Annotated in this window: 23 protein-coding genes and 1 tRNA gene; 5 read left to right on the forward strand and 19 right to left on the reverse strand. The window is 59.6% G+C overall.

Annotation, left to right across the window (positions count from 1 at the left end; genetic code table 11):
• Nucleotides 1–16: 16 nt before the first annotated feature.
• The 11 genes from HX818_RS06765 to dapA form a co-directional block, all read right to left on the reverse strand.
• Nucleotides 17–784: an anti-sigma factor gene (locus HX818_RS06765; RefSeq protein ID WP_177019693.1), complete on the reverse strand. Its 768-nt coding sequence runs from the start codon at nucleotides 782–784 to the stop codon at nucleotides 17–19.
• Nucleotides 781–1,278 (reverse strand): RNA polymerase sigma factor, encoded by a 498-nt coding sequence (locus HX818_RS06770; RefSeq protein ID WP_177019715.1) that lies wholly within the window; start codon nucleotides 1,276–1,278, stop codon nucleotides 781–783. The genes HX818_RS06765 and HX818_RS06770 overlap by 4 nt, the downstream gene beginning before the upstream one ends.
• 59 nt (nucleotides 1,279–1,337) lie before the next feature.
• A complete protein-coding gene (locus HX818_RS06775) occupies nucleotides 1,338–1,889 on the reverse strand; it encodes a tetratricopeptide repeat protein (protein WP_256346288.1) in 552 nt (183 codons plus the stop codon).
• Between the two features lie 43 nt (nucleotides 1,890–1,932).
• Nucleotides 1,933–2,490, reverse strand: coding sequence for a cytochrome b (locus HX818_RS06780; RefSeq protein WP_177019694.1), 558 nt, complete (start codon nucleotides 2,488–2,490; stop codon nucleotides 1,933–1,935).
• Nucleotides 2,491–2,565: 75 nt separating this feature from the next.
• Nucleotides 2,566–3,000 (reverse strand): DUF86 domain-containing protein, encoded by a 435-nt coding sequence (locus tag HX818_RS06785; RefSeq protein WP_177019695.1) that lies wholly within the window; start codon nucleotides 2,998–3,000, stop codon nucleotides 2,566–2,568.
• Nucleotides 2,990–3,385 carry a nucleotidyltransferase domain-containing protein gene (locus HX818_RS06790; RefSeq protein WP_087692601.1) on the reverse strand — a complete coding sequence of 132 codons (396 nt, stop codon included), beginning with the start codon at nucleotides 3,383–3,385 and terminating at the stop codon, nucleotides 2,990–2,992. The genes HX818_RS06785 and HX818_RS06790 overlap by 11 nt, the downstream gene beginning before the upstream one ends.
• Nucleotides 3,386–3,506: 121 nt before the next feature.
• Nucleotides 3,507–3,596: transfer RNA gene (locus tag HX818_RS06795), tRNA-Ser, on the reverse strand.
• 83 nt (nucleotides 3,597–3,679) lie between these two features.
• Nucleotides 3,680–4,393 (reverse strand): phosphoribosylaminoimidazolesuccinocarboxamide synthase, encoded by a 714-nt coding sequence (purC, locus tag HX818_RS06800; RefSeq protein WP_003211975.1) that lies wholly within the window; start codon nucleotides 4,391–4,393, stop codon nucleotides 3,680–3,682.
• A 28-nt stretch (nucleotides 4,394–4,421) separates the two neighbouring features.
• A complete protein-coding gene (locus HX818_RS06805; RefSeq protein ID WP_003211977.1) occupies nucleotides 4,422–5,180 on the reverse strand; it encodes an MBL fold metallo-hydrolase in 759 nt (252 codons plus the stop codon).
• 4 nt (nucleotides 5,181–5,184) lie between these two features.
• Nucleotides 5,185–6,300, reverse strand: coding sequence for an outer membrane protein assembly factor BamC (gene bamC / locus HX818_RS06810; RefSeq protein WP_177019696.1), 1,116 nt, complete (start codon nucleotides 6,298–6,300; stop codon nucleotides 5,185–5,187).
• A gap of 17 nt (nucleotides 6,301–6,317) precedes the next feature.
• Nucleotides 6,318–7,196, reverse strand: coding sequence for a 4-hydroxy-tetrahydrodipicolinate synthase (gene dapA / locus HX818_RS06815; RefSeq protein ID WP_003211981.1), 879 nt, complete (start codon nucleotides 7,194–7,196; stop codon nucleotides 6,318–6,320).
• 261 nt (nucleotides 7,197–7,457) lie between these two features.
• Here dapA and HX818_RS06820 point away from each other — a divergent pair, with 261 nt between their 5' ends.
• Together HX818_RS06820 and HX818_RS06825 are read left to right on the forward strand one after the other, a co-directional pair.
• Nucleotides 7,458–8,018, forward strand: a complete 561-nt coding sequence (locus HX818_RS06820; protein ID WP_003172487.1) for a glycine cleavage system protein R — start codon at nucleotides 7,458–7,460, stop codon at nucleotides 8,016–8,018.
• A 10-nt stretch (nucleotides 8,019–8,028) separates the two neighbouring features.
• Complete coding sequence (locus HX818_RS06825; protein WP_003211984.1) at nucleotides 8,029–8,502, forward strand: peroxiredoxin; 474 nt, start codon at nucleotides 8,029–8,031, stop codon at nucleotides 8,500–8,502.
• A 132-nt stretch (nucleotides 8,503–8,634) separates the two neighbouring features.
• Here the strand turns inward: HX818_RS06825 and HX818_RS06830 are convergent, their stop codons facing one another.
• Together HX818_RS06830 and HX818_RS06835 are read right to left on the reverse strand one after the other, a co-directional pair.
• Nucleotides 8,635–9,705 (reverse strand): AI-2E family transporter, encoded by a 1,071-nt coding sequence (locus tag HX818_RS06830; protein ID WP_003211986.1) that lies wholly within the window; start codon nucleotides 9,703–9,705, stop codon nucleotides 8,635–8,637.
• Nucleotides 9,706–9,745: 40 nt separating this feature from the next.
• Entirely contained in the window at nucleotides 9,746–9,985 is a 240-nt protein-coding gene (locus HX818_RS06835) for a sulfurtransferase TusA family protein (protein WP_003211989.1), read from the reverse strand.
• Nucleotides 9,986–10,080: 95 nt separating this feature from the next.
• Here HX818_RS06835 and HX818_RS06840 point away from each other — a divergent pair, with 95 nt between their 5' ends.
• The gene (locus HX818_RS06840; protein WP_003211991.1) at nucleotides 10,081–11,514 is read left to right on the forward strand and encodes a M48 family metalloprotease; all 1,434 of its coding nucleotides are present in this window, start codon (nucleotides 10,081–10,083) and stop codon (nucleotides 11,512–11,514) included.
• A 67-nt stretch (nucleotides 11,515–11,581) separates the two neighbouring features.
• On the opposite strand, the gene HX818_RS06845 is transcribed toward HX818_RS06840, so the two are convergent.
• The 4 genes from HX818_RS06845 to rpoE all read right to left on the reverse strand — a co-directional run bounded on the left by HX818_RS06845 (nucleotide 11,582) and on the right by rpoE (nucleotide 15,439).
• Nucleotides 11,582–13,021: a DegQ family serine endoprotease gene (locus HX818_RS06845; protein WP_003211993.1), complete on the reverse strand. Its 1,440-nt coding sequence runs from the start codon at nucleotides 13,019–13,021 to the stop codon at nucleotides 11,582–11,584.
• Between the two features lie 244 nt (nucleotides 13,022–13,265).
• Nucleotides 13,266–14,222, reverse strand: a complete 957-nt coding sequence (locus HX818_RS06850; RefSeq protein WP_003211995.1) for a MucB/RseB C-terminal domain-containing protein — start codon at nucleotides 14,220–14,222, stop codon at nucleotides 13,266–13,268.
• Between the two features lie 16 nt (nucleotides 14,223–14,238).
• The gene (locus HX818_RS06855) at nucleotides 14,239–14,826 is read right to left on the reverse strand and encodes a sigma-E factor negative regulatory protein (RefSeq protein WP_003172479.1); all 588 of its coding nucleotides are present in this window, start codon (nucleotides 14,824–14,826) and stop codon (nucleotides 14,239–14,241) included.
• A 31-nt stretch (nucleotides 14,827–14,857) separates the two neighbouring features.
• Nucleotides 14,858–15,439, reverse strand: a complete 582-nt coding sequence (gene rpoE, locus HX818_RS06860; RefSeq protein ID WP_003172477.1) for an RNA polymerase sigma factor RpoE — start codon at nucleotides 15,437–15,439, stop codon at nucleotides 14,858–14,860.
• 467 nt (nucleotides 15,440–15,906) lie between these two features.
• On the opposite strand from rpoE, the gene nadB reads away from it, so the two are divergent.
• Nucleotides 15,907–17,523, forward strand: a complete 1,617-nt coding sequence (gene nadB, locus HX818_RS06865) for an L-aspartate oxidase (protein ID WP_003211997.1) — start codon at nucleotides 15,907–15,909, stop codon at nucleotides 17,521–17,523.
• Here nadB and HX818_RS06870 read toward each other — a convergent pair.
• Nucleotides 17,492–17,944 carry a protein YgfX gene (locus HX818_RS06870; RefSeq protein ID WP_177008913.1) on the reverse strand — a complete coding sequence of 151 codons (453 nt, stop codon included), beginning with the start codon at nucleotides 17,942–17,944 and terminating at the stop codon, nucleotides 17,492–17,494. The genes nadB and HX818_RS06870 overlap by 32 nt on opposite strands.
• Nucleotides 17,928–18,182, reverse strand: coding sequence for a succinate dehydrogenase assembly factor 2 (locus HX818_RS06875; protein WP_003212000.1), 255 nt, complete (start codon nucleotides 18,180–18,182; stop codon nucleotides 17,928–17,930). The genes HX818_RS06870 and HX818_RS06875 overlap by 17 nt, the downstream gene beginning before the upstream one ends.
• Nucleotides 18,183–18,321: 139 nt before the next feature.
• Between HX818_RS06875 and HX818_RS06880 the strand changes: the two genes are divergently transcribed.
• Nucleotides 18,322–19,263, forward strand: coding sequence for a folate-binding protein YgfZ (locus HX818_RS06880; RefSeq protein ID WP_177019697.1), 942 nt, complete (start codon nucleotides 18,322–18,324; stop codon nucleotides 19,261–19,263).
• Nucleotides 19,264–19,283: the final 20 nt, after the last annotated feature.

The following is a 19,283-nucleotide window of genomic DNA, read 5'->3' on the forward strand; positions in this document are numbered from 1 at the left end:
TATTCCATGCCAATGACTACACGGCCAGAGCCTTCTCGGCACTACGCGCCATGATCTGCAAATCTTCAAACGGGTTTCTGCCAATCAACATGAAGGCATGGGTTGGATTGGACCAAAACACCACGTTCAGTCCACGACGCTGTTCGGTGGCCATGGGCATCAGGCCTTTTTTCGCAGACGTAATACAGAGCGCCAGCGGGCCGTGACGTGGGTCGAGATACGTTAATTGGCCGATTAATACGCCATCGTAATCGAGGATTTGTGCGCGCCTGAACTCGGCGCCCGGCAGGCTTATCGCCTCTGGGCTCAGCGGCAGACCGAGCTGGCGCCCTACCGAACTCAGTTGGGCAATAAACGAGTCGGGATCAGCGCTGAGGTTTTCCAAGGTCTGGGGCGTATACAGCGCCATGTATTCGGCGACCGAGGCACGCCAGCCCGAACCGGGCTCTGGTCGGGGCCAGGTCATGAACAGTCGATCAGCGACCACGCCGGCCACCGCAAAGCTCGCCGCAACCACGAGAAACCTGCGCCGGCTCAGGGTGGGTGTTTGTGCTGGCGGCAAGGCATCGAGCATCGCTTGCAAACGTTCGGTGGGGGCTTGATCGAGTACCGAATCGAAAGCTGATTTGAACGACAGGTGCCCGCGCTTGAGCTGCTCTACACGGGCAGTCACGGTAGGATCAATCCCCAGCAGGTTATCGATAACCTGACGCTGCTGAGGGTCTAACTCGCCGTCCAGATAAGCCACCAGCAGTTCATCCGACGGTGGTGTATGTTGAGTCATCGTCGTTCTCCACTCGATTTATCCAACAGGCCGTTTGACTGCGCCGTTTCAGCCAGTTTCAAGCGCGCAGCGGCCAGCCGACTCATCACCGTTCCCACCGGGATATGCAGGACCTCGGCAATTTCCTTGTATGCAAGCCCTTCGACGTAGGCCAGAAACACCGTCTCCCGCTGGGCTTCAGGCAACGCATTGACGCGCTTGATCACCTGCGCAGCCAGCACGTGATCCTGAGCCAGTGTTTCGCCGTCGAACGACAACTCCTGCTCAGCATCGACGAACCCCTGGCCTTGCCGCACCCGTTGCGAGCGCAATTCGTTGAGCCAGATCGAATGCATGATCGTCAGCAACCAACGGTCCAGTCGCGTGCCGGCCATGAACTGGCCTGCACGCTCCAGTGCCCGCACACAAGTGGCTTGCACCAGGTCATCCGCCACATGCTTTTGTCGCGACAGCACCAACCCGTATCGCCATAAACGTGGCAACAACTGGCTCAACTCACGACGCAACTCAGCGTCTTTGCTTATGGCAATCTCCCGACTGTTCGCTCACGGGTTCAAGCCTGAGGCGCGGCGGCGATGGCTTCGGCCAGGTCTTCGTATTCTTCGCAGGTGGTGCCGCACAAGGCTTTGATTTTCACCAGTTGCTCCTGGGCCAGGTCCACGCGGCCCTTGATGACGTAGGCCTCACCCAGGTACTCACGGACTTGTGCGTAGTTGGGGTCCAGGGCCACGGATTGCAGGTAGCAGCTGATGCCTTCATCGGTGCGCCCCAGTTTGCGCGTGGCGTAGCCGCGGTAGTTCAGGGCCTTGGCGGTGTTCGGGTTTTGCAGGGTGTCGAGCAGTGACAAGGCTTCTTCATAACGCCCGTCCTTGGCCAGGCGATAGGCGTAGTCAGTGCGGTCAGCGTCCGACGTGGCTTTGCTGGTTTGCAACACGCACTTGCCGGTCTTGGTGTCCCAGACCTGGCCTTTGGGGCAGTTGGGCTTGGGCGGCGCCGACTCGTCACCGGAAGCATGGGCCTGGCCGGCCATTAGTGCGGCGGCCATACAGGCACCGAAGAACAAAGCGGTACGGTAACCAACGGCGTGTTCGGGACGATTCTTCATGGCGTTCATGCTACGTAACGATAGGGAAAGTACAGCAGCAAACTCAGTGTTGAAGATCACCCCGAGGGCCAGGCAGCATGCGGCGCAACGTGCTGTCGCGCTGGATGTAGTGATGCCACAGCGCGGCGCAGGCATGCAGCCCGGCGAGTACGATGATCGCCCAGGCGACATTGTTGTGCAGGCCGCCCAGGGTGCCACGCAATTCGTGATCAATCACAAAAGGCGCTGGCACCGGGAACAGTCCGAAAAAGTTGAAGGGCTCGCCCTGGGCCCAGCGGAACAGGAAGCCCAGGGTCACCTGCGTCAGTAACAACAGGTATAGACAGCCGTGGGCGATTTTGGCGGCCACGTTAAGCGCAGGGTGATTGTCGGCCTTTGGGTGATTGCCGCCGAACACACGCCAGAGGATACGTGCAGCGATCAGCACCGCCATGGCGATGCCCAGGGAGATATGGACCGATTGCAGGCCCTTGCGCAGTGGCGTGCCTTTTTCCAGGTTTTCCCAGACGTGGGCGCTGGCGAACATGAAGATCACCAGGGCGGCGGTCAGCCAGTGGAAGGTGCGGGTCAGGCGGTCGTAGCGGTCGGCGGGATTGTTCATGGGCGTTTCCTGAGTGGTCTGTGTGGTGAACACCGCAGCAGGAAAACTTATTCAGAGGGATGGAAAATTTACAGATTAGACTTGTTTATTTTCCAACCCCGCATCCTTGGTCAAAATATGCGAACTAAATGCTAGAAACTCATCCAGGTGTTTTGTAATGATCGCTACAGTAATCGGCAATTGAAGCGTCTGGTACTCGTGAACAGCAATGTTACGGAACCCGACCATGTTCTTCAGGTTGGTCAGCAACGCAGGATTGACCCAACCGCCCTGACATAACAACTCAAACACGTCACGAGCTCCTTGTGGAACACCCAGGCGCTCACGACGAATCAAGTGCTGGCCCATGTCCAGCGCTGCCTCACAGGCCCGCTGAATATTCAAAATCGCCGCATCCTGGCGCGTGAAATCTGTGGCGAAGCTGGTGGGATCTTTATCGTATTCCTGACGGGCGCGAGCAACGCACCGCTCAATGCTGGCTGCTTTATTGATGAGAACATCATCGACCATAAACTTTCCCTTCCTTCTGGATATCCGCCAACAACTCAGCCCTTGCCGTGTCCAGCGCGGTTTTTTCGCTCAGGACGTAGCTCTCGAATAGACCCGCCTGGACGTTCCCGGACCAGAGCCGACGCCCAGTGGTCAATACTTGGTATTGCATTACCGTTGAGGCTGCGCGCAAATCAAGCAAGTCGACGGGAACTCCAACGATATCGGCCAACTCCCCGGAAAGCTGCCATAGCAATAAAGGCTCGACCACTCCCGCAGAAAGGACCGCAACATCCAGATCACTCTCACTACCTGCCTCACCCGTCACTTGGCTACCGAACACATACACAGCCAATAGCTCGGGAACTTCAGCCTGCAAATGCGCCAGTACTTTTTTAAAATTCATGACCGATGTCCGAAGCGCCAATTAACGAAGACCGTAGCAGAATTCATTATGCAGTTTCTGACTGAAAGCAAAAAACCCCCGACAACATTGAAGTTATCGGGGGTTTTTCATTTTTCAATAATGGCGGAGAGATAGGGATTCGAACCCTAGGTACCGGTGAAGGTACAACGGATTTCGAATCCGTCCCATTCGGCCACTCTGGCATCTCTCCAACGGCGCGCATCATAACAGCCTGTTTCCTGGAAGCAAAGCGCCAAAGCGATTTTTTTCCGTGCTATCAGATGCTTGCGTCGATTACAGCGGTACGCCTAGACGGTTGGCGACTTCTTCGTAGGCTTCGATGACATCACCGAGGCCCTGGCGGAAGCGGTCTTTGTCCATCTTCTTGCGGGTGTCTTTGTCCCACAGGCGGCAGCCGTCCGGGCTGAATTCGTCGCCCAGGACGATGGAGCCGTCGTGGAACACACCGAATTCCAGTTTGAAGTCCACCAGCAGCAGGCCGGCGTCGTCGAACAGTTTGCTCAGGACGTCGTTGACCTTCAGCGACAGTTCTTTCATGCGCGCCAGTTGTTCAGCCGTGCCCCAACCAAATGCCACCACGTGGGATTCGTTGATGAACGGGTCACCCTTGGCGTCGTCTTTCAGGAACAGTTCGAAGGTGTAGGGGTTGAGCTTGAGGCCCTCCTCCACGCCCAAACGCTTCACCAGGCTGCCGGCCGCATAGTTACGCACGACGCACTCGACCGGGATCATGTCGAGTTTTTTCACCAGGCATTCGTTGTCGCCCAGCAGTTTGTCGAATTGGGTCGGAATGCCGGCCGCTTCGAGTTTCTGCATGATGAAGGCGTTGAACTTGTTGTTCACCATGCCTTTGCGGTCGAGCTGTTCGATGCGCTTGCCGTCGAACGCCGAGGTGTCGTTACGAAACAGCAGGATCAAGCGGTTGGCGTCGTCGGTCTTGTAAACCGATTTGGCTTTGCCGCGGTAGAGTTCTTCACGTTTTTCCATGATGGGCTCCGCTTGCTAAGTAGGTGGGCTAGGCGATGTGTCGCCAGTCGAGCCCTGAATCTTGATCGGCCAGTTGCAGCCAGTCCGGGTCGCACCCAAGGGTGTCGACAAAACATTGCCGGGCCAGCTGCGGCAGGTTGTTCTTGCTGCTCAGGTGGGCCAGGACCAGGTGTTGCAGGTCTTGCCAGCCCAACTCATACACCAGGTACGCCGCCTGGTGGTTGTTCAAATGTCCAAACTGCCCGCCGACCCGCTGCTTGAGAAAGGCCGGGTAGTGGCCACGCGCAAGCAGGTCACGGCAGTGGTTGGACTCGATCATCAATGCGTCGAGGTCCCGGTAACCGTCCAGCACCTTGGCGCAGTACGAACCCAGGTCAGTGAGCAGGCCAAAACGCCGTTCACCGTCACTGAATACGTATTGCGTCGGTTCCTGGGCATCGTGGGCCACTTCAATCACATCGATGCTCAAGGCACCGATCTGCAATTGTTCGCCACCGGCCAGCAAACCTGCGGGTTCAATCGGTTTGCGCATCCCGCGCAAGGTGCCGCGACTCAGGTACACCGGAAGATTGTAGCGCCGAGACAGCAAACCCACGCCATGCACGTGGTCGGCATGTTCGTGGGTCACCAGAATCGCGCTCAGCTGCGCGGGGTGAACCCCCAGGCGCAGCAGGCGCCGCTCGGTTTCCCGCAGGGAGAAACCACAATCAACCAGGACGTACGTGTCGTCATGGGCTACAAGCGTGCCGTTCCCTTGGCTACCGCTGCCGAGAACGGCAAAACGCATCGGATCAGCCCAGGTTGTCCTGAATCACGCCCAACACTTTGCGTGCCACTTCTGCCGGCGCCACGGTGTTGATGTTTTTCTCGACGGTGACTTGCACGCTTTCGCCTACCTTGCTCAAACGAACCTGGTAACGCTCGGCGCGGGTCTCGATCTCTTCCTTGGTCGGCTTGCTGCCGAACAACTTGCTGAAGAAACCTGGCTCGTCGTCTTTCTTCTCGGCTTTTTCGGCCAGGTTGATGTAGTACAGGCCCAGGCTGCGGTTGATGTCTTCAACGCGCCATTCGCCGTGCTCCAGCGCGCGGCCGACACTCGACCAGGCGCGGTCCAGGTCTTCACCCAGGTTGAGCACCACGTTGCCGCTGCCGTCTTCGCTGAGGCTGACGCGGCTAGGTGTGTCAAAGCTACCGGCGGCGAGCAGGGAGACGGAACCGCCCTTCTCGGAAATACGGCTCATGCTGGCGAGCATTTCGTCGACCAGGGCAGCGTCCACGCCGGTGTTGACCGAACGTGGGGTGAAGTCGACGTTGGCGGTGCTGCCGGCAGGACGCTCGGCGCTGACTACGTAGACTTCACTGGTGTTGCGTTGCACGCCTGGCTCGATACGCACGCGGATGCGGGCTTCGCTGTCATTGGCTACACCACCGGCCTGCAGGCGCTTGGCCATGGATGCCGACAGTTCGCTGGTGTGCTGCCACGCGGTGGTGAATTCACCGGTCTGCGGGCGTTGTTCGTCAATGCGGAAACCGTTGTCCTGGAAGAACTGGACCGCCACCGGCCAGACTTCGGCAGGTGGGCGCTGGGCCATGACCCAACGGGTGTCGCCGCTCTTCTGCAGGCTGTAGTCACTGGCATCGGCCACGGCCGACAACGGCTGTGGACGCGGCACTTCGTATTCACCCTTGACGGTGTCGTCGGCCACGTTGCGCGGAATCGGCAGCAACGGGTCAAGGCGCTTGGCGACATTGACGTCCGGCGGCAATTTCATCGGGGCGGTTTGTTGGGCTTCCAGGTAATCGCTACCGCGGTCGCGGAAGTAGCCTTCCGGGCCCCAGATCCAACCGCAGCCACTGGTGCTGGAGATAATCAAGGCAAGTGCGGAAAGTCCGGCCAATCGCTTCATGCGTAGTGCTTCCTCAATTAAACCAGGACGCCGGACTGGCGCAGGGCCTGTCGCAGCGGTTCGTGACAGGCTTCGCTGAGCCAGGTGAGCGGCAGACGGATACCGTCCGGCATCAGGCCCATCTCATGCAGCGCCCATTTCACGGGGATAGGGTTGGATTCGATAAACAGGGTTTTGTTGAGCGGTGCCAATTGTTCGTGGATCGCCCGGGCCTTGACCGCATCACCGGCGATGGCCGCGGCACACAGCTCGCTCATGGCGCGCGGTGCAACGTTGGCAGTCACCGAGATGTTGCCTTTGCCGCCCAGCAGGATCAGCTCGACCGCCGTGGCGTCGTCACCGGAATACACCAGGAAGTCGCTGCTGACGCCGGCCAGGATGTCCTTGGCGCGCTGCAGGTCACCGGTGGCTTCCTTGATACCGATGATGTTCGGTACGGTGGACAGGCGGATCACGGTCTCGGCCTTCATGTCGCAGGCGGTGCGACCGGGTACGTTGTAGAGGATCTGCGGGATATCGACCGCTTCGGCAACGGCGCGGAAGTGCAGGTACAGGCCTTCCTGGGTCGGCTTGTTGTAGTACGGCGTCACCAGCAGGCAGGCATCGGCGCCGGCTTTCTTGGCGTTGCTGGTCAATTCGATCGCTTCGCGGGTCGAATTGGCGCCCGTGCCGGCGATGACAGCAATGCGCCCTGCAACGCGCTTGACCACGAACTCGATCACTTCGATGTGTTCTTCCACATCCAGTGTGGCCGATTCACCTGTGGTGCCGACCGCCACGATGGCGTTGGTGCCCTCTTGCAGGTGGAAGTCCACCAGTTTGCCCAGGCTGTCCCAGTCGAGATTACCTTGTGCATCCATGGGTGTGACCAGTGCCACCATACTGCCCGCAATCATGCAACCGCTCCTGCCGGAAAAAGAGAGCGGTAATGGTACTGGCGCCAAGATGCTTGTACAAGCGAAGTACCGCCTGAGGATGCGTTCTGGATCAACTTAGTTCGCGGCAGCGCCATCATTCTGCCAAAGCGGGGTTTGATGAAGCTGATTACGTAATGAAAACGCCACCTCCTAGCCCTTGGCGATGGTTTTCGCTACCCTTCATCCTTTGATTGATACCGCTTGCATCGTATCGACCGCTCATCGCTTTAGGAAGGCTGCATGTCCACCCCCACAGTCCGCGAACAATTCCTTGTCATCAGTGCCCTCGGCGCCAACCCCATGGAGCTGACTAACGTCCTGTGCCGCGCCAGCCATGAAAACCGCTGCGCCGTCGTGACCTCCCGCCTGACCCGCCATGGCGAGTGCAGTGCGCTGGTCCTGCAGATTTCCGGGACCTGGGATGCCCTGGCCCGCCTTGAAACCGGTTTACCGGGTTTGGCGAAGAAGCATGACTTCACGGTCAACGTGGTGCGCAGCGCCGCCCTGGAGAACCGTCCGCAGGCCCTGCCCTACGTGGCCTATGTCAGTTCGGCCTACCGCTCGGACATCGTCAACGAGCTGTGCCAGTTCTTTATCGACCACAACGTCGAGCTGGAAAACCTGACCTGCGACACCTATCAGGCTCCGCAGACCGGCGGCACCATGCTCAACGCCACCTTTACCGTGACCTTGCCGGCCGGCGTGCAGATCAGTTGGCTGCGCGACCAGTTCCTGGATTTCGCCGATGCCCTGAACCTCGACGCACTGATCGAGCCTTGGCGCCCACAGAACCCTATGTAAGGAAGTCTTCATGTCTGTAGTGATCGACCAACCGGTAGCCGACTTCGAAGCCCAGGCCACCAGCGGGCAAACCTTCAGCCTCGCCGGGCTCAAGGGCAAGCAAGTGGTGATCTACTTCTACCCGAAAGACAGCACCCCGGGCTGCACCACTGAAGGCCAGGGCTTCCGTGACCAGCATGCTGCGTTCAAGGCGGCCAACACCGAGGTGTTTGGCGTGTCCCGGGACAGCGTGAAGTCCCACGAGAACTTCAAGGCCAAGCAGGAATTCCCCTTTGAGCTGATCAGCGACAAGGACGAAGCGGTTTGCCAGCTGTTTGATGTGATCAAGCTGAAGAAGCTGTATGGCAAGGAATACCTGGGTGTTGATCGCAGCACCTTCCTGATCGACAAGAATGGCGTACTGCGCCAGGAATGGCGCGGTGTGAAAGTGCCGGGCCATGTGGATGCAGTGCTCGAAGCGGCACAGGCGCTGAACCAGGCTTGATTCACCTGCTGGCTTTGAAATAGCTATCGCAGCCAAGCCAGCTCCCACCTGTGATCATTGTTCGACAGGACAACTCAGTCAATGTGGGAGCCGGGCTTGCCCGCGATGAGGCCTGCACCGGCACCACAAATATCAGAGTAACGGCGCCACCACCGGCTCCTGCCGAGGCCAGGCATCCAGCACCGCCTTGAACAGCGTCGCCAGGGGAATCGCAAAGAACACCCCCCAGAAGCCCCACAACCCGCCAAACAACAACACCGCACAGATGATCGCCACCGGATGCAGGTTCACCGCCTCGGAGAACAGCAGCGGCACCAGCACGTTGCCGTCCAGCACCTGGATGATACCGTACACTGCCATCAGGTAGATGAACTGATCACTCCAGCCCCACTGGAACAGCGCGATCAACATCACCGGCACCGTCACCACCACCGCGCCAACGTATGGCACCACCACTGAAACACCCACCAGCAGCGCCAACAGGGCAGCGTAGTTAAGCCCCAGCGCGACAAAACCGATGTAAGTGACGCCACCGCAGATAAAAATCTCGATAACCTTGCCGCGGATGTAGTTGGCAATCTGCCGGTTCATTTCCTCGGCGACCCGGGTAATCAGCGCACGCTCACGGGGCAGATAGCCACGCACCCAGCGACCGATCATCTCGCGGTCCTTGAGGAAGAAAAACACCAGGATCGGCACCAGTACCAGGTAGATCATGATGTTGACCAGCAGCGGCAAGCTCGAAAGGGAAAAGGTCAGCGCCCACTGTCCGAACTTTCCGATTTCGCCGCGAGCCACCTCAATGGCCTGCAGGACCTGCTCGTCCGACACCAGGTGCGGATAGCGCTCAGGCAACAGCAGCAGCAATGACTGCCACTTGGCGAGCATGCCCGGTAGCTCATTGAACAAGGTGATCAACTGGTGCCACAGCAAAGGCACCACGATCACGATAAATACCAGCAACAGCCCCATGAACAAGGCAAACACCAGACCCACCGCTGCCCCACCCGGCAAGCGCAGACGCTCCAGGATGGAGACCAGGCCTTGCATCAGGTACGCCAGCACCATCCCCGCCAGTACCGGCGCCAGCATGCCGCCCAAAGTGAGCACGGCCGTAAAGGCAAGAAACAGCAGGACGGCCAGCACCACGGCTTCTTCGTCGGAGAAGTAGCGCTGAATCCAGTCACGTAACACTTTGAACATCAATAAACCTCAGGCGATAAGGACAGCATATTCAAGCGATTCAGGCCTTGCGCAACCAGTAACGATAGACGCCCGCTTCGTCTTCTTCATGCAGCAGGGTGTGGCCGGCCAGCTTGGCAAACGTACGAAAGTCCCGCTGGGAGCCAGCGTCCGTGGCGATCACCTTGAGCACCGCGCCGCTGGCCAGCCGATTGAGCTCCAGCTTGGCCTTGAGCAAGGGCAGCGGGCAGTTAAGGCCACTGGCATCCAGTTCGGCATCGAAGGCTACAGCGTCGGTCATGGTCTAACTCCGGGTGGGCGTCGAGGGCGCTTAGAATATCTGGTCCGAAGCTCAGTGTCCGGCTACAGTAAGCTCTTTGTCGAAAGGCTTTGTGCATGACTTTTTTGCGCCCTACCCTGCTGACGCTGGCTTGCCTGCTTGCCTCTCCAGGCTTCGCCGACGACCTGCCGTCACTTGGCGACGCCAGTTCTGCCATTGTCTCGCCAAAACAGGAATACGATCTGGGTCGGGCATGGCTGGCCTACCTGCGTGGCCAGGTCTCGCAACTCAACGACCCGCAGCTCAAGGATTACGTCGAATCCAGCGTTTATAAGCTGGTGGAAACCAGCCAGGTCAATGACCGGCGCCTGGAATTCATTCTGATCAACAGCCCGCAGTTGAACGCCTTTGCCGCACCGGGTGGCATCGTCGGGGTCAACGGCGGCCTGTTCCTCAACGCCCAGACCGAAGGCGAATATGCCTCGGTACTGGCCCACGAACTGGCTCACTTGTCCCAACGTCACTTCGCACGAGGCGTGGAAGCACAGCAGCGCATGCAGATCCCGATGATGGCTGCGCTGCTCGGCGGCATCATCGCTGCCGCCGCTGGCGCAGGCGATGCGGGCATTGCCGCGATCGCCGGCAGCCAGGCCGCCGCGATCCAGGAGCAACGGCGCTTTTCCCGGCAAAACGAGCAAGAGGCTGACCGCATCGGCATTCTCAACCTGGAGAAAGCCGGCTACGACCCACGGTCCATGCCCACCATGTTCGAGCGCTTGATGCGCCAGTACCGTTTCGATGCCAAGCCGCCTGAATTCCTGCTGACTCACCCGGTAACCGAATCGCGGATCGCCGACACCCGCAACCGTGCGGAGCAAGCCAAGCTGGGTGGCATTGAGGACAGCCTGCGCTATCAACTGATCCGTGCTCGGGTGCAACTGTATTACGAAGACACCCCGGGGCTGGCCGCCAAACGTTTCCAGGCCCAGCTGGATGAAAATCCGAAGAACGATATCGCGCGTTATGGCCTCGCCATCGCTCAGATCAAGGGTGCCCAGTTCAACCTGGCCCGGGAAAACCTCAAGCCGCTGCTGGCCAAGGCGCCCAACGACATCACCTACAACCTGGCGCAGATCGAGCTGGACATGACCAACAATCGCCTGCCGGATGCCCAGCAGCGTACGGACCGAATGTTGACGCAATATCCAGGCAACTATCCGCTGAACCAGGTTCGTGTGGATCTGCTGCTCAAGCAGAACCGCAACGCTGACGCGGAAAAAGCCCTGGAAGGATTGTTGAAGTCTCGCCCGGACGATCCGGACGTCTGGTACCAGGTTGCGGAAACCCGTGGCTTGTCGGGCAATATCATCGGCCTGCATCAGGCCCGGGCCGAGTACTTCGCGCTGGTGGGAGATTTCAAGCAGGCCATCCAGCAATTGGATTTCGCCAAGCGTCGCGCCGGCAGCAACTTCCCGCTTTCGTCACGTATCGACGCACGCCAGCGTGAACTGATCGACCAGGAACGCATGGTCAAAGACATGATGGGCTAAACCTTTCAGCCACAAAAAAGCCCCGCTCTCGAACATCGAGAGCGGGGCTTTTTATTGGACTAGCGGATTACTCGGCCAGTTTGAAGGTAATGAAGCTGGCACGCCCCTGACGCAGGACGCGCATCGACACCGAACGGTTCTTCGGCAGCGCCTTGGCGATGTCGGTGAACTCTTTGGTGGAGTTGATAGCCTGGTTGTTCAGGTGGGTGATGACATCACCTGGTTGCAGGCCGATCAGGGAGGCAGGACCGTCCTGGACTTCCTTGATCACTACACCGCTCTTGAGGTCGAAGCTCTTTTTCTGTTCGTCGGTCAACTCGACTACAGCAATGCCCAAGCGATTGCTGCTGCGCTCGGCACCTGGCTTGCTGTTGCCCAGCGCATCCAGCGCCGCGCCTTCTTCCGGGATCGCACCGACGGTCAGTTCGACGTTCTGGCGCTTGCCGTCACGAATCACTTCCAGCTTGGCCTTGCTACCGGCCTTGAGCGCGCCCACCAGGTGTGGCAAGTCCGCAGACATGACGATCGGCTGGCCGTTCATGCTCAGGATCACGTCACCGACTTGCAGGCCACCTTTGGCAGCAGGGCCATCGTCCTGGATCTGCGCGACCAGGGCACCGGCCGGCTTGTCGAGACCGAAGGATTCAGCCAGGTCCTTGTTCACTTCCTGGATCACCACGCCCAGCCAGCCGCGGCTGACTTTGCCACCGGTTTTCAGCTGGTTGGATACGTCCATGGCCACATCGATCGGAATCGCGAACGAAACGCCCATGAAACCACCGGAGCGGGTGTAGATCTGCGAGTTGATGCCAACGACTTCACCCGCCAGGTTGAACAACGGACCGCCGGAGTTGCCCGGGTTGATCGGCACGTCGGTCTGGATGAACGGCACGTAGTTTTCGTTCGGCAGGCTGCGACCGATGGCGCTGACGATACCCTGGGTCACAGTATGGTCAAAACCAAACGGCGAACCGATGGCGACGACCCATTGGCCGGCTTTCAGGTCCTGGGATTTGCCCAGTTTCAGCACCGGCAGGTCCTTGCCTTCGATTTTCAGCAGGGCCACGTCGGAACGTGGGTCGGTGCCCACCAGCTTGGCTTTCAGCTCACTGCGGTCCGCCAGGCGCACCAGGATCTCGTCGGCGTCGGCAATCACGTGGTTGTTGGTGAGGATGTAGCCGTCAGGCGAGATGATGAAGCCCGAGCCCAGGGACTGGGCCTCACGCTGGCCGCCACCACCGCCACGCGGCGTGCGCGGCTGGGGCATGCCGCGTTCGAAGAACTCCCGCAGCATCGGCGGCAGGCCTTCCAGGTCGGGCATCTGCTGGTTGGAGACCTTACGATCCGGCAGCTTCTGCGTAGTACTGATGTTCACCACGGCAGGCGACGCCTGCTCCACCAGCTGGGTGAAGTCAGGCAGCTCGGCCGCTTGCGCGGTAACGGCCTGACCCAGCACCAGCACCGTGGCGACTATGGATAGGTAAGACTTCAAACGTGGTATCGACATACAGCTCCCGTTACGACGAGCAGGGTTGAGCGACAGGGTTCAATAAACGCCGAAAAACTGCGACCGACATTTTTGTTCCGCGAACAAAACAAGGCCAGGGCCGTTAAGCCCTGACCTATAAAAAACATAGGGGATATTAGCAAGTGAAAAAAATGATCCAGACATTTCATGCTCTCGGCAGAGGCAGGCATCGACTATCTCCTGCGCAACATTGAAATATCAGGATGAACATAGGATTAACAACTCAAGGCTTGGCGGGCACGGTGCCACTGCGTAGTGACAGCGCAATTCGCTCGGCGGTGCCAATCGGGATCTCGCCGACGACGGTCACCATCACCTCGCCTTCCAGGGTATTCAACCGCCGTGAAACGGCGACTGTCGGGCCCAACTGGGTGCGGGTCTCGTTTACGGTCGCACCGTTAAGCGGCTCCAGGAATACCGAAAAACGCGCCAGACCATCGTCATACATCAGACTGCTGACGGTTACCTTGGTGTGGGAGTCTTTATGGGCACTGCTGTTGACCAGCTGAAAGCCTGGTGGCAACCAGTCGAGGCGCCAATCCTGAGGGATCTCGACCTCCGGGGCCTTGGCGTTGGTCACCGCCACCGGCGTGCATTCGCCACTGGGCTGCAAATCACGATCGTCAGGCACCGATGTATTGAGCTGGGTGAACTGGAAACGCTCCAGCAACTGGCCCTGGTCGTTAAGCAACAATGACTTCAATGGCAGCGCAGTTTCACGATCCAGATGCAGCTCAAAACCATAACGGTATTGATCGCGGGGGGTCACGGAGACGATCACCGCGTTCCGACCGGCCACGCGCGATTTGCCGATGACGGCAAGATCGTAGAACGCTTTGAGTTTTTGCGGATCAAGGGTACGCGCAGAGGTATTGGGGGAGCCCCCAAGCCCGGCAACCAGCGTGCCGCTCACGCATTGGGTACGGCCATCGACGCGCAGAACTTCCTGGGCAGAACCATCGAGCTGCAAAAGCCGCTCACGGACCTGACCATTCTGGACACGATGCCAGATGTCATGGGTAGAAAAACTACCGTTACGCTCGTAGATGAAGGTGCCCTGAAAGCTTTGCTGCTGCTCCGCCCGCCCAAGACGCGTCAGCCAGTCTTGGGCTTCATCGGCATGGGCGGGGACTGCAAACCAGCCACTGAGCAAAAGCGCAAGGAGCGGTATGGCGCGCATAAAGCTCCTTGGCGGACTAGCGGTTTTCCAGGCTTGCAGCGCGAGCGTAAGGCAGAGCGCTTTCAGTGCCTTTCAAGGCCGATTCCTGTGCGTGTTGGCGCAGGTAGCCTGGAAGACGCTGATCCTGCCAGCCGGATTGCCCTTGAAGTACACCGTTGGCCATAGGCCCGGTGGTATCGGAGCTTTCCTTGTAGCCGGCCAGTACGGCTGGACCCTTGACCTGCGGGCCGGCCATGACCGGTTGCTGGGTCTGCTGGGCCAGTTCGGCACCGGCGATTTCGTCCTGGTTGTACAGGCGAACACCTGCCAATACAGCGACGGTCACCGAAGCAGCGACTGCCAGACGGCCCAGGCTACGCCAAGGACCGCGAGCAGCTTTTGCCGGAACGGCTTCATCAGCCAGTGCAGCAGAAACGGCCGCAGCAATATCCAGACGAGGGATTAGAAGATCCTTGTGCATCACCGCCCGAGCGACTTGGTAACGAGACCAGGTATCACGGGTTTCGGCATCATCAAATGCATTAAGCACTCGACGAAGTTCCAGTTCATCCGCTTCGTTATCCATCACTGCGGACAGCGATTCCTGCAGGGCATCACGACTCATGGCGGTTCCTCTCTTGGCTGTCGCCGCTGTCTCAGTTTTCCTGCAACAACGGCTGCAGGGCTTTATCGATGGCTTCCCGAGCCCGGAAGATCCGGGAGCGTACGGTACCCACCGGACATTGCATGACGCTCGCAATGTCTTCGTAACTCAGACCATCGAATTCACGTAAAGTTAACGCCGTACGCAAATCTTCTGGCAGTTGTTGAATAGTGCGATGGACGGTTCCTTCGATCTCGTCGCGCAGCAATGCACGCTCCGGCGACTCGAGATCCTTGAGGCCGTGATCACCATCATAAAATTCAGCATCTTCCGAACTAACATCACTATCCGGCGGGCGGCGACCGCGAGAAACCAGATAGTTCTTCGCCGTGTTAATGGCGATGCGATACAGCCACGTGTAAAACGCACTGTCACCGCGGAAATTACCGAGTGCACGGTATGCCTTGATAAAGGCTTCCTGTGCAACGTCCTGCGCTTCATGGGTGTCGTGCACAAACCGCACGATCAACCCGAGAATTTTGTGCTGGTATTTCAGCACTAGCAGATCAAATGCCCGCTTGTCGCCGCGTTGAACGCGCTCGACCAGCTGCTGATCCTCTTCCTGGGTTAGCATGAACACTCCTCGTTGTACTTGAAGGAGGCTTGCATAACTAATCGATCAGGCTTGCAAACATAGACTCGGACTTTTCGCAAAAGTTCTCCCCCTCCAAGCAAGTTTCCGGCGCGCACTGATTTGGCACACACGAAAAACGCAGCGCGGGCAATGCCGGCTGCGCGAATAATCTGTCGCCAGTTTCCTGACGCGCCTGACACAGACGCGGCTCAGCAAATCCAGCGTGTTCCCAGCTTTCGGGCATCCTGCTATTGAGTCGGGGCCTATGCAAAAAGTTCCCATCCCAATCGCTGTCCGTTTCATGAAAGCCGTGCAGTTCGTTGCCCGTAGTCTCACAATGCCACGAATGCCCGGCTATTGTGCCGCTCCCCCCCTCTATATACTAGTGGGCCGTGTCACCCTTTGATTCGCCGATCCAGGCGTCCTGTTTGCGCCCCCTACGGATCGCTTTTTGCGGAATCCTTCAAATGAGCCAACAGTTTCAACACGATGTCCTGGTGATTGGCAGCGGCGCTGCGGGTTTGAGCCTTGCACTGACCCTGCCGGGCCACCTGCGCATAGCCGTACTGAGCAAGGGCGACCTCGCCAATGGCTCGACGTTCTGGGCCCAGGGCGGTGTCGCCGCGGTGCTCGATGACACCGACACGGTGCAATCCCACGTCGAAGACACCCTGAATGCCGGCGGCGGCCTGTGCAATGAAGAGGCGGTGCGCTTCACCGTCGAGCATAGCCGCGAAGCCATCCAGTGGCTGATCGACCAGGGCGTGCCCTTCACCCGCGACGAACATTCCGGCACCGACGACGGCGGCTTCGAGTTCCACCTGACCCGCGAAGGCGGCCACAGCCATCGGCGGATCATCCATGCCGCCGACGCCACCGGCGCCGCGATCTTCAAGACCCTGCTCGCCCAGGCCCGGCAACGCCCCAACATCGAACTGCTGGAACAGCGGGTCGCCGTCGACCTGATCACCGAAAAGCGCCTTGGCCTGCCGGGCGAACGCTGCCTCGGCGCCTACGTGCTCAACCGGGCCAGCGGCGAAGTCGACACCTACGGCGCGCGCTTCACCATTCTCGCCTCGGGCGGCGCAGCGAAGGTCTACCTCTATACCAGCAACCCCGACGGCGCCTGCGGTGACGGCATTGCCATGGCCTGGCGTTCGGGCTGCCGAGTGGCGAACCTGGAATTCAACCAGTTCCACCCCACTTGCCTGTATCACCCGCAGGCCAAGAGCTTCCTGATCACCGAAGCCCTGCGCGGCGAAGGCGCACACCTGAAGCTGCCCAACGGCGAACGTTTCATGCAGCGCTTCGACCCACGAGCAGAACTGGCCCCGCGGGATATCGTCGCCCGGGCCATCGACCATGAAATGAAGCGCCTGGGCATCGACTGCGTCTACCTGGACATCAGCCACAAGCCCGAAGCCTTCATCAAGACCCATTTCCCGACGGTCTACGAGCGCTGCCTGGCGTTCAATATCGACATCACCAAGGGCCCGATCCCGGTCGTCCCGGCGGCGCACTACACCTGCGGCGGCGTGATGGTCGACCAGAACGGCCGCACCGACGTGCCCGGCCTGTACGCCATTGGCGAAACCAGCTTCACCGGCCTGCACGGCGCCAACCGCATGGCCAGCAATTCGTTGCTGGAGTGTTTCGTGTACGCCCGCTCCGCCGCCGCCGACATCCTTGAACAGCTGCCGCGCATCCCGGTGCCGGCCGCCCTGCCCCGCTGGGACGCCAGCCAGGTGACCGATTCGGACGAAGACGTGATCATCGCCCACAACTGGGACGAGCTGCGGCGCTTCATGTGGGACTACGTGGGCATCGTGCGCACCAACAAGCGCCTGGCGCGGGCGCAGCACCGGGTTCGACTGTTGCTGGATGAGATCGACGAGTTCTACAGCAACTATAAAGTCAGCCGCGACCTGATCGAGCTGCGCAACCTGGCCCAGGTGGCGGAACTGATGATCCGCTCGGCCATGGAGCGCAAGGAAAGTCGGGGATTGCATTACACCCTCGACTACCCGCAAATGCTGCCCGAAGCGCGCGACACTATTCTGGTGCCAACCACCTACGGCGGCTGAACTTCAAGCGCACCCGCAGGCGCCGATGCACATCGGTCGCCTGCGAATCCCGTGGCACGCAGATCGAACGCACCCGCCAGTCACCCTGCACCCGAAAGCGCAGCACCACGATCAACGGCAACGCCAGGCTGTCGGGGCGCAGTTGCACGCTGTGCCAGCCACGCGCGGCGCTCCACAACTGCCAGCCATCCTCGTCGCGACGCAGGCCACGGATCGACGAACGGTGAGTCAGCAGGATATGACGCGGCAATACCCAACCGGCATGGGCCAGGCACAACAAGGCGCCAAAGGCTCCGAACCACCGGGACACATCGAGAAACCACAGCGCACCCAGTGCGAACGCCTGGGCGAAAAGATAAGCCGCCAGCAACTGCCCGGAGGCGTGCCAGCGGCATTCGAACGTATTACTTGGGCTGGACACGATCCAGAATCATTCGAACCATGCGCTGCAGCTCCGGGTCTTCCGATTCGGCGCGTTCCATGAACCAGCCGAACATGTCCTGATCCTCGCATTCCAGCAGCTTGCGGTAGCAGTCGCGGTCGACGTCGTTGAGGTGCGGATAGACCTCCCTGACGAACGGTACCAGCAACACGTCCAGTTCAAGCATGCCGCGGCGGCTGTGCCAGTAGAGGCGATTGAGTTCTACATCTTCGACCATGGAGCGCTCCTCAAATAGAGCGCAAGTATACAGGCCGAAGCTGCCTGGAACAGTCGGCTTTGGTCGGCCATACGGAAACTATCCATTTGCCGGGCGCCCCTCTATGATGCACTCATGACTTTTTAACCTGCGATGACCCATGGCTGACTCTGCTTTTTTCTGCCCCCTGTCCCACGAAGGCGTTCTCGCCGTCCGCGGTGCCGACGCTGCCAAGTTCCTCCAGGGACAACTGACCTGCAACCTTAACTACCTGAGTGACACCCAGGCCAGCCTGGGCGCGCGCTGCACCCAGAAAGGGCGCATGCAGTCGAGCTTCCGCATCCTGCTGCAAGGCGATGGCGTGTTGCTGGCCATTGCCACCGAACTGCTGGAGCCACAACTGGCGGACCTGAAAAAGTACGCCGTGTTCTCCAAATCCAAACTCACCGACGAAAGCGCTGCCTGGGCGCGTTTCGGTGTGTCGGATGCCGATCAGGTACTGGCCGGCCTCGGCCTCCAACTACCCGCCGAGACCGACAGCGTGGTGCGCAGCGACGACCTGATCGCCATCCGCGTATCGCCGGGCCGTGCCGAACTCTGGGCTCCCGCCGCCCAAGCTCAAACCCTGCACAGCCAACTCGCCGCACAATTGAACGAAGGTGAACTGAACCAATGGCTGCTGGGCCAGATCCGTGCCGGTATCGGCCAGGTCATGCCCCAGACCCGCGAACTGTTCATCCCGCAGATGCTCAACCTGCAAGCCGTCGGCGGCGTCAGCTTCAAGAAAGGCTGCTACACCGGCCAGGAAATCGTCGCGCGCATGCAGTATTTGGGCAAACTCAAGCGTCGCCTGTATCGCCTGAGCCTGAATGCCGGCGAGCTGCCTGAGCCCGGCACCCCACTGTTTTCCCCGAATCACAATAGTGCCATCGGCGAGGTGGTGATAGCCGCCCGTGCCGATCAGGCGATTGAACTTCTAGCGGTGCTGCAAGCCGAAGCAGCAGAGAGTGGCGATGTGCATGTAGGCACGCTGGAAGGCCCGGGCCTTCAGTTGCTCGACCTGCCCTACCAACTGGACCGGGATCGCGAGATCCAGCGCTGATCGTCGTACCTTTTTGCTAC

It is taken from the genome of Pseudomonas sp. F9001 (assembly GCF_013385435.1).
Lineage (GTDB): Bacteria > Pseudomonadota > Gammaproteobacteria > Pseudomonadales > Pseudomonadaceae > Aquipseudomonas.